Consider the following 14,899-nt stretch of genomic DNA (forward strand, 5'->3'; position numbering starts at 1 on the left):
TTCTTATAAAAGTTTTGACAATACGCAAGGAAGAGAGGGGGAAGAAAGAGGAAAGCCTCTTTCAAAAGTATATGAAAAAAAATAGTAATTTTTCGATTGTTTTAATTACATTAGTAGCCACTCTTGGTGGTTTGTTATTTGGTTATGATACAGCGGTAATTTCAGGAGCGGAAGGAGCGCTTCAAGCTTATTTTACTGAGAGTCTCGGACTGAGTTCACTTGTCCATGGGATCACAGTATCAAGTGCTTTAATTGGTTGTATTATTGGTGGTATTGTATCCGGTTACTTTGCATCGAATATTGGACGAAAATATTCACTTGTTGTAGCAGCGGTCTTGTTTATCGTTTCAGCACTTGGATCAGCATATCCTGAGTTTTTATTCTTTACAAAGGGTGAACCTTCGTTAGAATTGTTGATTACATTTAACATCTATCGAATTATTGGTGGAATAGGCGTTGGGCTTGCTTCAGCTGTTGCACCAATGTATATAGGGGAAATCGCACCACCAAAAATTCGTGGTACATTAGTCTCATTAAATCAATTCGCCATTATTTTCGGTATGCTAGTTGTGTATTTTGTGAACTGGGGAATTGCGAAAGGGCAATCCATCGAATGGATAAATGATATCGGATGGCGCTATATGTTCCTTTCAGAGGTAATACCAGCAGCTATATTTCTTGCGTTATTGTTTACTGTACCTGAAACACCTCGATATCTTATTCAAAAGAATCAGGATCAGAAGGCGATGTCTGTTCTTAATAAGTTGTACGAAAAAGCTGTCGCTAAATCAACTTTAATCGAAATTAAGTCATCTTTTGATGACAATAAATCAAAATCAAAACTATTCTCATTTGGGAAGACAATTGTTGTAGTTGGAATTCTGTTATCGGTTTTCCAGCAGTTCGTGGGGATTAATGTGGCTCTCTACTATGCACCACGTATCTTTGAAAGCATGGGAGCGGCAAAAGATGCTTCTATGTTCCAGACGATTATTATGGGCTTAGTCAATGTTGTGTTCACACTTATTGCGATTTTTACTGTTGACAAATTCGGGCGTAAACCGCTCTTAATTATTGGTTCAATCGGTATGACAATTGGGATGTTTGGTGTGGCTGGCATGGCATTCACAAACGTAATTGGAATAGGTACATTAATTTTCATTATAATTTATACGGCATCATTTATGATGTCCTGGGGACCAGTAGTATGGGTACTTCTTGCAGAAATCTTCCCTAACAAAATTAGAGGTCAGGCCATGGCGATTGCAGTGGCTGCACAATGGGCGGCAAACTACTTTATTTCATCCACTTACCCAGCAATGATGGAGTTTAGTGGTGGATTAACATACTCCTTCTACGGAATTATGAGTCTTCTATCAGCGGTTTTTGTATGGAAGTTTATTCCTGAAACGAAAGGACAATCATTGGAACAATTGGAAAATATGTGGAGTAAATCAAAAGAAATAGTAAAAGAAGGACAAAATAAGAGAAGAGTAGTGTAGTATCATAAAATAATGATATGGAGGTAAATCGGACTTATTTTATCCTCTAAAAAATAAGAAAAGAAGCCAATCATGTTGTATTGGCTTCTTTTTAATGGCTAAATTTCGATTTTGGGACAAGCGACCAGTCCCTTTTTACCATTAAAGAAACATCTTTTCTAATTCTAATGGTTCAATGTATTCTCCGTCTTTGTATGCGCGCATGTTTCCTCCGGAGATTTCATCGATAAGAACAATTTGTCTGTCATCGCCAGTCCGTCCGAATTCGAATTTAATATCATATAATTCGATTCCTTTATTAGCAAGCTCGTCTTTAACGATACCACCGATTTGTTGTGTAAGTTTTTTTAATACCTGATATTCTTCTTTAGACAGGATCCCGAGCATGTCCAAAGCGTCTTCACTGATTGGAGGATCTTCACGACCGTCATCTTTTAAGGTTACTTCAACAAAAGCATCCAGGGCTTGTCCTTCTTCGGCATATAAGCCGTATCGGCGAAGGAAGCTGCCAACTGCACGATATCTGCAAATAACTTCAAGACCTTTTCCGAATACTTCAGCCGGTTTTACTGTCATGGTTGCTTGATCGATATCAGCGTCGATATAGTGAGTTGGAATTTCTCTTTCATTTAATATTTCAAAAAAGTATTTAGTTAATTTTAATCCAGCACGACCTGCACCTTCAATTGTTAAACCAACCGTATTTGCACCTGGATCAAAAACACCATCAACGCCTGTAACATCGTCTTTAAATTGAAGTAAGTAATTTCCGTCCTGCAATTCATAGACATCTTTTGTTTTACCTGTGTATTTAAGCTTCATGTTAATCCTCCTACGTGAAATTTTATAACATAATAATCATAAAGATAAAATGGTGTTTACACAAGAGTAAATACGAAATATTTTAGTACCATTACATATGAATGTTAAGATTTTGACGCCGTTTGAGGGGTTAATGGTAAAAAAATATAAAATTCCTGCGGATTTAAAGAAAAAAACCACTCTGTTAAAACCTTCATTCATAGGCAAGTTATCCATACTTGTTATTTAACAACCCACTTTTTACTGAATTTTCTAATATATATTCATTTTCGGAAGGATATAAGGGATATCAATAGAATATAAGTGGTAATAGGAGGGTGATATGATTGAATCAGTTTACAGATGTATTAGATGAAAAAACATTAGCAAGCTATCCACAACAGCCACATGGTGGCAAATTGGTGAATCGTGTTCTTACCGGGAAAGCACAAGAGGAAGCAATGGAAAGAGCAAAGCAATTACCAATGATTATGGTAGATTTGGAGGCCGTCATTACTCTTGAAATGATTGCAACAGGGGTGTTGTCTCCTAATGAAGGTTTTATGGATGAAGAGGATTACAAGTCTGTACTTACGAAGGGCCGCTTGAAAAATGGAGTGGTTTGGCCTGTGCCGCTAAGTTTCGCGCCAATTGGTGACCGAAATCAGCAGGTGATTAAGACTTTATCTGTCGGGGATGAGGTCGCACTTGCGGATGAAACAAGAGAACCCGTCGCTATTCTAAAATTGAATGATATCTTTGACTATGACCGTGAATTTCGAGCAACCCATCTTTTTGGCACAACTGACCGCAACCACCCTGGAGTTGATTCTATTTATCGTAGAATGGGAGATACCGCTTTGGCCGGCCCGATACAATTGCTTCGACGTGTCCATTGGGGGCCATTTGAAGATATAAGAATGGAGCCAAAAGAAACATGGAAGCTGTTTTATGAGAAAAAGAAGTTTAAATCTGTAGGTGGATTTATTACAGGAGCAAATCCATTACACCGCGGACATGAGTATATTCATAGAAATGCGTTAGAAGAGTTAGAAGGTCTATTTGTTCAGCCACTAGTAGAAATGGCGAAGCGCGAATATACTCGACACGAGTTTCGAATGTTGTCTTACCGCAGTGTGCTGGATACATATTATCCAAAAGAAAGAACGATTCTTGCACCATTACGAGTTACCTATATATTCGCTGGTCCACGTGAAGCGGTCCTACATGCTTTGATCATGAAAAACTATGGATGTACCCACGCTTTAATCGGACGAGATCATGCGGGTATTGGTGATTTCTATGAAAAATATGCAAGCCATACGATATTTGATGAATTTACACCGGATGAACTAGGAATCGATATCCGCTTGTTCCATGAAGTGTTCTTCTGTACGCGCTGTAGTACGCAAGCAACTGACCAAACATGTCCACATGATGAGCAATATCGTATTAATATCTCTGGGACTGGTATTCGTGAGTTACTGCGGTATGGGGTATTACCACCGAAAGAAATAGTAAGACCAGAGTCCGCCCGGATTGCGATGCAAGGTGTGCAACCAAAAGGTGTGGATGAGAATGATATGGCCATTTCACCAGTCGGTAAAACGATAAAGAGTATTTTCCCATATTATTTAACGAGATCAAGAATTGGTGGTCCAAAACGAAGAAGACCGCTTCAGGTTGAGGAACTTACCATTGAAGATTTGGAAAATGTTATCATGGATGCCCGTGAAAATGCCGATAAGATCTACAGAGATATTTTCGAGGAGTTCAGCTATGTTTCTGACACACTTCGTACCGCTCAACCAGATTGGGTGGCATCAGCTAGAGAGTCTATCCATAGACAACAAGAAATGGTGGTTGACTATTTAGAAGAAAAGGTAAATAAAGCATTGGAAAAGGCTTCCGATGAATTTATGTATCAAGATAAGTCCGAAGCAGAACGTGAACTAGAAGTTGCCCGAAAAATCTTTGAGGATATCCCTTCACCACTTCGTTCGGAAGACTTAGAATATCGAGTTTGGAACCCACTGCCATACAAACGGTACAGAGGCAGTGATGAATAAGTACGAAAAAATCACTCACAAATGTTGTGAGTGATTTTTTTAAAAAGAGCTTCTTATAAATAATCTTTTCTTAGTTCTTCTGGAGAACGTGGTGAAATATAGCTTGGTGCAACATCAAATACCGTTTTAGCACCAAATTGCTTTTCTTGGCTAAGACGATATGCTGCTCTAGCATATGCAACTAATACAGCAGACGTAAATTCAGGATTGCTGTCTAATTTTAGAGAGAATTCATATACCTGTGTAGTATCTTCACTCGTTTTTCCACCGCGAATGACAAATCCACCATGTGGTGCTTTGGAGTGCTCACGGTTTAATTCTTCTTCTGATATAAAATTCACTTCTGTATCATAATCAGCGAAATAGTTTGGCATTGTTTTAATTTCATTTTCAATAGCTGCTTGGTCAGCGCCTTCTTCAGCAACGATGTAGCAGACGCGGCGATGCTTTTCAGCAGTTGTTAGTTCTGGATTTGAACCACTGCGAACTTTTTCCATTGCATCCTCAGATGGAATCGTATATTGTACACCATTTTTAACACCATTTACTCGTCTAACTGCATCAGAATGTCCTTGGCTTAGGCCTTTGCCCCAGAATGTATAATTTTCACCATTTGGTAAAATCGCATCCGCCATAACACGATTAATTGAGAATAAACCTGGATCCCAACCTACTGAAATAATAGCAGTCGTATTTTTCGTAGCTTCGTTAACAGCTGCATAGAATTCAGGGATTTTTGCATGGGTATCAAAACTATCTACAGTATTGAACATGCTAGCAATTTGCGGAGTTTGTTCAGGTAGGTCTGTAGCAGATCCCCCACAAAGTAGCATAACATCAATTTTACCTTGATAATCACTTGCATTTGAAATATACTCAGCTTTTACATTTGGCTCATCAAGAACGAGAGTTTCTGGATCTCTTCTCGTAAAAACTGCTACTAATTCCATATCAGGAGATTGTTTAATAGCTTTAATTGCGCCTTTTCCAAGATTACCGTAACCTACGATACCTAGTCTAATTTTGTTGCTCATATACATTTCTCCTTTACTTCTAAATACTATCAAAAAAATTATGTCAAATTTTAAATTGCCCAGTTAGCTTTCTATGTAAACCTTTTTTGGGTCATTAGATTTCCAAACTTTTTTGATAATACTTATAATAATAGAATAAGCCCTCACTGCCAATGATTTTCTTCGATAATCGAAAAGTTTTTTATACAACACATTGGATTTGGATATAAAGGACCCACATACAAAGAAGTTATAATAATACATATTAATATTAGAGGGAGTGATTGGACATGAAAGTTATTGTAATCGGAACAGGAATTGTAGGTGCAAGCGCAGCGTATCACTTGGCCAAAAATAATTTAGATGTCATCATGATTGATAAACAACAAAAAGGTAAGGCAACTTCTGCAGGAGCGGGGATTGTCTGTCCCTGGATTAAAGAGGTTGAAAATGAAACTTGGTATAATCTTGCTAAGGAAAGTTTTGTTTTCTATCAAGATTTAATTTCTACCTTGCAAAAAGAGGGCGAAGATAAAGTAGGTTATAAAAAGGTTGGGGCATTATGTGTCTCGTCAGATCCTGAGAAATTGGATGAAATTGAAGAACGAATGAAAACCAAACACAAGGATGCACCTGAAATAGGAGATATAATGCGTCTTAATGCAGAGCAGGCTAGGGAAGTCTTTCCACCACTTAACCAAAATATGGAGGCTTTGTTTGTATCAGGAGGAGCTAGAGTAGATGGTGCTTTACTACGTGATGCGCTAATCCGCGCTGCACAACGCCACGGTGCTGAGTTTGTTGAAGGCGAAGCAGAGCTAGTTCATGAGAATAGAAAAGTCATTGGTGTTAAGGTTGGAAATAGAACAATTTTTGCCGATAAAGTCCTTATTACTACAGGGGCTTGGGCTCCCGAATTATTGGAACCGTATGGTATCCATTTAAATGTCAATCCACAGCGTGGGCAGATTGCTCATATCAAATTACCTGGAAAGGACAGTTCTAATTGGCCGATTATTATACCTCAGTCAACACACTATATGGTTCCATTTGATGATGGTAGAATCGTAGTAGGGGCGACTAGAGAAACTGGATCAGGATTTGATTATCGATTGACTGCCGGTGGGGTAAATGAGGTTTTGACCGAAGCCCTAGAGGTTGCACCGGGTTTAGAAGATGGAACCTTGGTAGAGGTTCGAATCGGATTTCGACCAATGGGACCCGATGTGTTACCGATTCTAGGAACTGTGGATACACTTGAAGGAGTTTTACTTGCTACTGGATTAGGACCATCCGGGCTTACAATGGGTCCATATATTGGTAGTTTAGCAGCTTCAATGATTCAAAATGAAGAGATTGAACTGGATCTTACACCTTGCCGACCTGGTCGTGCAATTGAGATGAAGAAGCATGTGTAATATCAAGTCTCTTTAATAAATTTTATATATGATTAAGAGGATAGTTAATATATTCTAGAAAAACAATAGAGGAAAACTCCTTTATTGTTTTTTAAAGTTATGCAAAATTATTAACTCATTTCTGGGAGTAAAGGAATCAGACAGCTGAGAGAAGGTGTGGTATCCTATATAACATAATTAATGGAAAAAATAAGGAGTGCTATTGTTTTGACGCAACAGGATTTCACGCAAGGCTCAATCCGAAAGCAATTAATTACTTTTGCTGGACCCATAATGTTAACCAATCTGCTTCAAGTTTCCTATCAATTTATCGATAGTCTGTGGGTAGGGAATTTACTAGGTGCAAATGCACTCGGGGCGATTACCATTTCTTCTACAATTGTTGTCACGGTATTGGCGTTCATTATTGGAATTAACAACGCCACATTGACAATTCTCTCCCAACAAAAAGGGATGAATGATGAGCAAGGATTAAAAAAATATGTGAATGCTTTTGTTGTTATATTATCTACACTTTCCATTGTGGTTGGTATATTTGGTTACTTTTTTTCAGAATCCCTATTATTATTTTTAAATACGCCGAAGGAAATGCTCAATGAGGCAAAGGCATACTTAGAAATAAATTTTATTGGTATTTTGTTTATTATGGGATATAACTTTATTGGTACTGTACTTAGGGCATTGGGTGATAGTAAGACTCCGTTACGCTTTGTGCTTATAGCAGTTGTGTTGAATGCTGTTTTGGACCCATTATTCATTTCCTATTTTGATTGGGGAATTCATGGAGCCGCATGGGCAACAGTGTTTGCGCAAGGAATCTCATTTTTGTTGGCATTAGCGTATACGTTTCGACGCAATCTTGTTCCGTATTCTATTCCCTATTTACCAAGTAAAGAGGATATTTGGTTAATTTTAAAATTAGGCATTCCTGCTGGACTGCAAATGATGGTGATTTTCGCTGGAGTTACGGCCATTTTATCAGTGGTAAATTCATTCGAGGGGGCTGTGGTAGCAGGCTTTGGTGCTTCACAACGAATTGATAGTTTAATAACCATTCCGGCGATGGCACTAGGCACAGCCGTGAATAGTATGGCAGGTCAAAATATTGGAGCCAACCAATGGGAGCGAGTTCGTCAGATTGCCGTGTACGGTACCATTTTAAATGTGATTATTACGGTGTCAATTGCATTAGGTGTGTTCTTGTTTGCCGAAGGACTAACGAAGTTGTTTATTCAGGAAAAAGAAGCGGTCACTTTTGGAACGGACTATTTGAAAATTGTCGCTTTCTTTTATCCATTCATTGGCATTAATTTCATTTTGAATGGTGTCGTAAGAGGTTCGGGTGCCATGTATCAAGTATTAATATTAAACATCCTATCCTTCTGGCTACTCCGATATCCACTTACTTATTTCTGCTCGAGTCTTATTGGGCAGAACGGAATTGCACTAGGGATCGGAATTAGTTTTATTTTTAGCAGTATTTTTTCATTTTCCTATTTTAAATGGGGTGGATGGAAGAAGAAGGAGTTATTCAGTTCGAGTGTAGTACTGAAACAATAATGATTGATCAACAATGCTCTTGAGATATTTCAGAGCATTATTTTTTTTACTCATGGATAGGTTCGTCTCGTTCAAGTTGCCAAATTGGACAACTTTATGTCGAAATTCATGGTTATTTTGCGCCTGTTTTTATCATAAGAATAGCTTGAAAGGGCGAATTTTAATTAATTTCCATATATATTTATCCTTTTGAAGGGGGTGAAAAGCATGTGGGTCATTCCTGAGTATGAAGTGATTAATACAGCCGCTGAGGTGACAATGTATTCCTACATCCGAGAGTAGCACCACTAAAATTTGCCTTACATGCTTTATTATGTCTGTTTGAAAGGATGGAGTAAAATTCGAATCAGGGTCTTAGGAGTAGCAGCGGGAGGAGGCTTTCCACAATGGAATTGTGCATGTCCCAACTGTAGCGGTGTTCGCGACGGGGACATTAAGTTAAAACCAATGTTACAATCCTCCCTTGCGATAAGTGCAAATGATAAAGACTGGTATCTCATCAATGCAGGCCCGGATGTTAGTAGACAAATTGAAACCTTTTCTGAACTTCATGCGGGACCTGGTATTAGGGAAACACCACTTGCTGGTGTGATTTTAACCGATGCAGAGCTTGATCACTCAATCGGTTTATTGTCGTTACGAGAAGGCTCACATTTAACGATATATGGGACGGAAACGGTAAGAAAATGTTTACACACAGCCTTCCCAGTTATCCCGATGTTAAAAAATTATTGTTCTTGGGAATGGCAGTTACTTAATCCTGATTGTAAGGAACGAATTGGGGATACAAGTGAGGGATCGCTCCTGATTGAGACGATTCCTGTTTCAAGAAAGCCACCTCTATATGCTCAGTCAAATCATGATAGTTCCGAAGAAATATGGGAGGTTGGTCTACTTTTACAAAATGAAAGGTCTGGAAAATGTGTGGCATATTTTCCGACTATAGATACGATGACAGCTGAAATTGAGTCTGCTTTACATAAAGCAGATATTTTGTTAGTGGATGGAACATTTTGGTCTGAAAATGAATTAGTTGCGTTGGGTGCGACGAAACGGAACGCAAGGGATATGGGGCATCTCCCAATTAGTGGTTCATCAGGAATCATTGAGAATTTAGCATCGTTTTCAGCAGAACGAAAAATTTTAATCCACATTAACAATAGCAATCCGATTTTGAAAAAAGGTTCGAAGGAAGCAGAAATGTTGGAGCAACACGGTATTGAGATTGCCTATGAAGGTATGGAATTGGAGGTTTGAATATGCCACAACAAGGAGGGTTAGCAAGGGTGTCTCATGAAGCTGGAAAGCCATGGTCACGGGAGGATTTTAAAGAACGATTAATCGATGTCGGGCGATCTTCCTATCATGATAAACACCCCTTTCATGTGGCGATGCACGAGGGTACTCTAAGTCGAGAGCAAATCCGAGGTTGGGTAGCCAATCGCTATTATTATCAAAAATCTGTTCCGATTAAGGATGCGGTTATTTTATCAAAACTTCCAACAAGGGAGTTTAGACGTGAATGGATCCAGCGGATTATTGACCATGATGGAAATCATGACCAAGAGGGCGGAATTGAAGCTTGGTTAAGGCTTGGGGAAGTAGTGGGACTTTCACGGGAAGAAGTCTTAAGTGAAGAACATGTGGTACCTGCTGTTCGTTTTTCTGTTGACGCATATGTAAATTTTGCGAAAGAAAAACCATGGCTTGAGGCCGTTGCTTCTTCATTAACTGAACTTTTTTCACCTATTCTTATTTCAGAGCGGATTAAAATCCTTGAACGATTGTATCCGTGGATTGACCGTTCAGGACTTGGGTATTTCCGAAATCGCTTAACACAAGCACCGCGTGATACAGAATTTGCCCTGAATGTAGTACTGGATTATTGCAAGACATTAAAAGAACAGCAACTTGCAGTTGAGGCCTTACAGTTTAAGTGTGATGTGCTTTGGGCACAGCTTGATGCGATTGAAAAAGCTTTTCCAAATTAAGTTATTAGGAAATGGTGGTGGGGAAATTTTGACTACTAGTTTTCCAAAACTCGCACAAAAGGGGCGACTCAAGTTTGATAAGGTAAGAGAAAAACATCTTCTTTTGTTACCTGAAAAGGTTGTGGTTCTGAACGAAACTGCCGCGTCAATTCTTGCTCTATGTGACGGAAATGAATCAGTTCACACCATCACCGAAAAAATGAGGAGTTCCCTAGAGTCTGAGAATTTGCCTGATTTCGATGTAATGCAGGCGGATATCACAAAGTTTATCTTACAAATGGTGGACGAAGGATGGGTGGTGATGCAAGATTCTAGAATCAAAGAATTATAGAGTGCAACCACCCTTCTCGTTGCTTGCAGAGTTAACGCATCGTTGTCCCTTACATTGTCCATACTGTTCAAATCCAATCGAAATGACACTAAAGGAAATGGAAATATCAACAAAGGATTGGAAGCGAGTATTATCAGAAGCTGCCGATCTTGGAGTTGTTGAGATTCATTTTTCAGGCGGAGAGCCACTTTTAAAGAAGGATCTAGATGAACTGATCCAACATGCGAGTTCGTTAGAAATGTACACGAATCTAATAACAAGTGGAATTGGCTTAACTGAAGAAAAGGCAAAGCGGTTTATGGAGGCCGGGTTGGCCAATGTCCAAATTAGCTTTCAAGCGGGAGAAGAAAAGCTTTCGGATAAGATTGGGAGATTTAAGGCGTTCGAAAAGAAACGGAAGGCTGTTGAAGCAGTCAAGAGGACGGGAATGCATTTATCCTTAAATGTAGTGTTGCATCGGTTGAACATAGATACATTGGATGAAATTATTACGTTTGCCCATGAAGTGGGGGCAGAACGGCTGGAATTAGCAAATACCCAGTTTTATAACTGGGCTTTACTCAACAGGGATCAGCTCATGCCAAGTCGAGAGCAGATTGAGCGGGCGAGTGCGGTTTTTGAAGCAGCAAGAGAACGTATAGGTAAAGAAATGGAAATTATCTGGGTTATTCCTGATTATTATGAATCAACTCCCAAGCCATGCATGGGCGGTTGGGGAGCGGTCGCTCTAACTGTGGCCCCCAACGGAGACGTGTTACCATGCCCAACGGCTGGGATGATAGAAGGTATTACTTTTGAAAATGTACTTGAGCGGTCATTGAAGCAAATTTGGTATGAATCGGATTCATTTAATCGATTTCGAGGGGATGAATGGCTACCCGAAACTTGTCGTTCATGCGATTTGGTAGGGAAAGATGGTGGTGGGTGCCGCTGCCAAGCGTATGCCTTAACTGGGGATGCTCATGCAACAGACCCAGTATGTCACCTGGCACCAGATCATCATATCGTTGAAAAAGCCGTACAGGAAGCGAATAGTACGCGAGTTGGCGAGGCATCACCATTGATTTACCGGAAATTAACAACATCAAAAATAAGATCATGATATAGATGCTAGAGGCGATTTGTAAAATTGAATTGCCTTTGGCATCTATTTTAGTTTGGAAGTTTGATATTAAGGGAGTTAGTTAATAGAGTTTATGAAGGACCGAGTGCAGCCAGAGTATCGGTGTAAATTCCTTCATCGGGGTGATGAAGGACCGAGTGCAGTCAGAGTATCGGTGTAGAGTCCTTCATTGGGGTGATGAAGGACTGAGTGTAGTCAGAGTATCAGTGTAAAGTCCTTCATCGAGGTGATGAAGGACCGAGTGTAGTCAGAGTATCAGTGTAAAGTCCTTTCATCGGGTTGATGAAGGACCGTGTGAAGCCCGGAGTATCAGTGTAAAGTCCTTCATCACAGCATGAACGGGAAAACAAGAAAAGCTCCGTCTTCAAATCCTCTTCATCGGAGCTATGAACGGGAAAACGAGAGCACCCCCGTCACCCAATCCCCTTCATCGGAGCTATGAAGAGGAAAACAAGATTCCTCCCGTCTCCCAATCCTCTTCATGAGAGCTATGAAGAGGAAAACGAGCGCATCCCCAGCTCTGATTATCAAAATTCAGCCAGAAGTCGTACAATCCAGTAATAAAACTATCCCCTACGCCCATTCAACATGTGAATAATTGCCACCTCACTTTGGAAGGCTTTTTAATAGGACAATCAAAATTACCTATTTTAACCAACCAAGTCCAGCTCAATATCTTAACTCAATATCTCAATCCAAAGTGGTGAAAATATGCTAGTCAGAGAAGACAATACAGAAAAAATACATCCCTTGGTCAAAAAGCTAATGTTAGTCAATCTAATTCGAAGTATTGGACAAGGTATGATGGTTGTTGTGATAGCGCTGTACCTTGATGCTTTAGGGTGGAGTTCTGTTAAAATCGGAACGGTGCTTGCTGCCGGTGGATTGCTTAGTGTATTCCTTGCTCCGTTAGTTGGTATATTCAGTGACCGCATAGGTAGGAAACCCTTCGTTCTGCTTTCGGAGCTTTCGACGGCAGGGTGTGCGTTGATTGGAATTCTCTCTACCAATCCTGTTCTATTGTTTATAGCGATTACTTTTTCCGGCTTTGGAAAAGCAGATGCTGGTTCAGCAAGCCCGTTTGCTCCGGCGGAACAGGCATGGCTCGCATCCTATATCAAACCCTCAGAACGAGGAAAAATATATAGTCTCAATAATGCGCTAAGCTTTTTCGGAATGGCGACAGGGGCGATGCTGGTGGGTACGATGAGTTTTAGCAACCTCTCACTTGTAGTCTCTGTCTACCAACTCGCCTTTTATTCCACTTTTGCATTTTCAATTGCTACCGCTGCAATTGTAGTAACAGTTAGTGGAGAACCTTTTAAGCGAAAAGAAAAGCCAATGGAGAAGATGATCCAGATAGAAGAAATGAAAATTGCAAAAGAAGAAAATACAGCGATTTTAAAGCTAGCAGGAATCAATGTGTTGAATGGTATCGCGATTGGATTGACAGGACCGATGATGGCGTACTGGTTTTCTGTGAAATTTGGTGTTAGCAGTGCGCAAATTGGAGGTACGTTAGCTCTCACCTTTTTTGCGACCGGAATTATATCAATTTTTCAAGCTGGAATTTCAAAAAAATATGGTACAGTTCATTCGATTGTAATGGTCCGTTACATTGCATGTCTTCTTCTAGTATTGATGCCACTGTTGTCCTCATATGCACTTGTATCCATTCTTTATATGCTGAGAACGGCATTAAATCGGGGGTCCCAAGGTGCTGCGCAGGCACTAAGTGTTAGCTTAACGCGTGGAAAAAGAAGTGGATTTGCATCAAGTATTAATCTTTTATCAATGCGTCTGCCAATTTCAATAGGCCCGTATATTACTGGCTACCTTTTTGGGTTAGGTGCTTTGGCTTTACCTTTTTATCTTGCGGCTGGTTTACAAGGTAGTTTTGCCTATTTATATGGCAAGGCTTTCCGAGCCTACGATACAAAAATGAAACTTAATCCATCATCCGGATGAAAAAATCGACAAGCGGCGCTTGTCGATTTTTTAAAGAAAGCTGAACAAGATAATGAGTGCTAACGGTACTAGAATAATAAAATACCCAATTGGGTTACCGAAGTTGATAGTCCAGCCAACACCAAAGCGTTTTTCAACAAATATGGATGGATCACTTTTGTTGACATAAAAGAGACCGCCAACCCAATGCCTGTCATCGTCATAATCAGTTATTCCTGCAGTTGCTTCATCAATAGATTGTTTATCTGAACGTCCAACTTTTAGAGCGAATGCAATCGTAGAGCCTAAAGTAATAATTAGGAAAATAATAGGTACGGCCATTACAATTTTTCCGTCCACGATATCGGGATGGATTGTTCTTAATTGAAAGAAACTAAACATTCCCGTCAATAAAATAGATGTTAAAAATAGTAACCAGCTTGTATATTTACGTAATGTTAATTGTCGTAATCGTGAAGCATTGGTCGCTGTTGCACTTAGTTTAATGCCTGATTTTTTTGTACTTATAATAATCGCTAAAAACATTGCCTGCATGACTAACAACATGAGTGGTGATGAAATGGCTGAAACGGGTGTTTTCTCAGTAAACGCATCAGCTTCTCCATTAATTCCCCAGTGAGTTGGAATCTGGTCTGGAAGAAGATTGTATTGAGAGATGGTGTAGCCAATCACACCAGCTGTGATGAGCATTGGTACTAAAAAGACATACCATGGCAGCATTTCATCCTTTGCACGAGCTGACAAATCTGCGATTTGAACCTGTGTTGTATTTTCTCCCCATTTCATTTTCTTTTTTAACTGAAGTGTTTTTCCATGAAAATAAAAATAGAGGGTAAAGCTGAACAAAATAATCGAAAATTGAATAATGGTTCCAATCAAAACGGTCTGTTCCTCTGAGGCATTGCTTGACTGTACCCATATTACGTAACTTGCCAAAGCGATAATAGATAGAAGTGAGACAAGTAGGGAATATTTCTTTTTAAAAGAAGAAAGTTTTTCATTCTTAATGTGTTTTTCTGGAACTGTAATCCCGAAAATAACTGTGCGTTTCACGAGAAAAGGAACTGCGGTTTGAATCCCGGCTAAAATCCCGGCGATTATGAGAAAGATAGTCAACGTCATA

General features: G+C 39.6%; 12 protein-coding genes. 9 read left to right on the top strand and 3 right to left on the bottom strand.

What is annotated here, in order from left to right; genetic code table 11:
• The first annotated feature begins 71 nt into the window (after positions 1–71).
• Positions 72–1,502 carry a D-xylose transporter XylE gene (gene xylE, locus CKJ95_RS09730; RefSeq protein ID WP_099353229.1) on the top strand — a complete coding sequence of 477 codons (1,431 nt, stop codon included), beginning with the start codon at positions 72–74 and terminating at the stop codon, positions 1,500–1,502.
• Between the two features lie 141 nt (positions 1,503–1,643).
• Here xylE and CKJ95_RS09735 read toward each other — a convergent pair whose 3' ends face one another.
• Positions 1,644–2,324 carry a phosphoribosylaminoimidazolesuccinocarboxamide synthase gene (locus CKJ95_RS09735; protein WP_099353230.1) on the bottom strand — a complete coding sequence of 227 codons (681 nt, stop codon included), beginning with the start codon at positions 2,322–2,324 and terminating at the stop codon, positions 1,644–1,646.
• Between the two features lie 326 nt (positions 2,325–2,650).
• On the opposite strand from CKJ95_RS09735, the gene CKJ95_RS09740 reads away from it, so the two are divergent.
• Entirely contained in the window at positions 2,651–4,372 is a 1,722-nt protein-coding gene (locus tag CKJ95_RS09740) for a sulfate adenylyltransferase (RefSeq protein ID WP_099353231.1), read from the top strand.
• 53 nt (positions 4,373–4,425) lie between these two features.
• Here the strand turns inward: CKJ95_RS09740 and CKJ95_RS09745 are convergent, their stop codons facing one another.
• A complete protein-coding gene (locus tag CKJ95_RS09745; RefSeq protein WP_099353232.1) occupies positions 4,426–5,406 on the bottom strand; it encodes a diaminopimelate dehydrogenase in 981 nt (326 codons plus the stop codon).
• Positions 5,407–5,675: 269 nt separating this feature from the next.
• On the opposite strand from CKJ95_RS09745, the gene CKJ95_RS09750 reads away from it, so the two are divergent.
• The 7 genes from CKJ95_RS09750 (at position 5,676) to CKJ95_RS09780 (ending at position 13,776) form a co-directional block, all read left to right on the top strand.
• Positions 5,676–6,803 carry an NAD(P)/FAD-dependent oxidoreductase gene (locus tag CKJ95_RS09750; RefSeq protein ID WP_099353233.1) on the top strand — a complete coding sequence of 376 codons (1,128 nt, stop codon included), beginning with the start codon at positions 5,676–5,678 and terminating at the stop codon, positions 6,801–6,803.
• A gap of 207 nt (positions 6,804–7,010) precedes the next feature.
• Positions 7,011–8,363 carry an MATE family efflux transporter gene (locus CKJ95_RS09755; RefSeq protein WP_180271467.1) on the top strand — a complete coding sequence of 451 codons (1,353 nt, stop codon included), beginning with the start codon at positions 7,011–7,013 and terminating at the stop codon, positions 8,361–8,363.
• Positions 8,364–8,666: 303 nt separating this feature from the next.
• Positions 8,667–9,620 (top strand): pyrroloquinoline quinone biosynthesis protein PqqB, encoded by a 954-nt coding sequence (gene pqqB, locus CKJ95_RS09760; RefSeq protein WP_099353235.1) that lies wholly within the window; start codon positions 8,667–8,669, stop codon positions 9,618–9,620.
• Positions 9,621–9,622: 2 nt separating this feature from the next.
• Positions 9,623–10,354, top strand: coding sequence for a pyrroloquinoline-quinone synthase PqqC (gene pqqC, locus CKJ95_RS09765; protein WP_099353236.1), 732 nt, complete (start codon positions 9,623–9,625; stop codon positions 10,352–10,354).
• A gap of 28 nt (positions 10,355–10,382) precedes the next feature.
• On the top strand, positions 10,383–10,685 hold the full coding sequence (pqqD, locus tag CKJ95_RS09770; RefSeq protein WP_180271469.1) for a pyrroloquinoline quinone biosynthesis peptide chaperone PqqD: 303 nt from the start codon (positions 10,383–10,385) through the stop codon (positions 10,683–10,685).
• A 1-nt stretch (position 10,686) separates the two neighbouring features.
• Positions 10,687–11,787, top strand: coding sequence for a pyrroloquinoline quinone biosynthesis protein PqqE (gene pqqE / locus CKJ95_RS09775; RefSeq protein WP_257215753.1), 1,101 nt, complete (start codon positions 10,687–10,689; stop codon positions 11,785–11,787).
• A 732-nt stretch (positions 11,788–12,519) separates the two neighbouring features.
• Positions 12,520–13,776, top strand: coding sequence for an MFS transporter (locus CKJ95_RS09780; RefSeq protein ID WP_099353239.1), 1,257 nt, complete (start codon positions 12,520–12,522; stop codon positions 13,774–13,776).
• A gap of 30 nt (positions 13,777–13,806) precedes the next feature.
• Here CKJ95_RS09780 and CKJ95_RS09785 read toward each other — a convergent pair whose 3' ends face one another.
• Positions 13,807–14,898, bottom strand: a complete 1,092-nt coding sequence (locus tag CKJ95_RS09785) for a DUF1648 domain-containing protein (protein ID WP_099353240.1) — start codon at positions 14,896–14,898, stop codon at positions 13,807–13,809.
• Between the last annotated feature and the right edge of the window lies 1 nt (position 14,899).

This window comes from Fredinandcohnia onubensis (assembly GCF_002734285.1).
GTDB classification, from domain to species: Bacteria; Bacillota; Bacilli; order Bacillales; family Bacillaceae_L; genus Ferdinandcohnia; species Ferdinandcohnia onubensis_A.

What these genes read in the sequence shown, in the direction of transcription:
- CKJ95_RS09780 (WP_099353239.1), top strand. Translation starts at nt 12,520, where the DNA reads ATGCTAGTCAGAGAAGACAATACAGAAAAAATACATCCCTTGGTCAAA.
- CKJ95_RS09735 (WP_099353230.1), bottom strand. Translation starts at nt 2,324, where the DNA reads ATGAAGCTTAAATACACAGGTAAAACAAAAGATGTCTATGAATTGCAG.
- pqqC (WP_099353236.1), top strand. Translation starts at nt 9,623, where the DNA reads ATGCCACAACAAGGAGGGTTAGCAAGGGTGTCTCATGAAGCTGGAAAG.
- xylE (WP_099353229.1), top strand. Translation starts at nt 72, where the DNA reads ATGAAAAAAAATAGTAATTTTTCGATTGTTTTAATTACATTAGTAGCC.
- CKJ95_RS09785 (WP_099353240.1), bottom strand. Translation starts at nt 14,898, where the DNA reads ATGACGTTGACTATCTTTCTCATAATCGCCGGGATTTTAGCCGGGATT.
- pqqB (WP_099353235.1), top strand. Translation starts at nt 8,667, where the DNA reads ATGCTTTATTATGTCTGTTTGAAAGGATGGAGTAAAATTCGAATCAGG.
- CKJ95_RS09745 (WP_099353232.1), bottom strand. Translation starts at nt 5,406, where the DNA reads ATGAGCAACAAAATTAGACTAGGTATCGTAGGTTACGGTAATCTTGGA.
- CKJ95_RS09750 (WP_099353233.1), top strand. Translation starts at nt 5,676, where the DNA reads ATGAAAGTTATTGTAATCGGAACAGGAATTGTAGGTGCAAGCGCAGCG.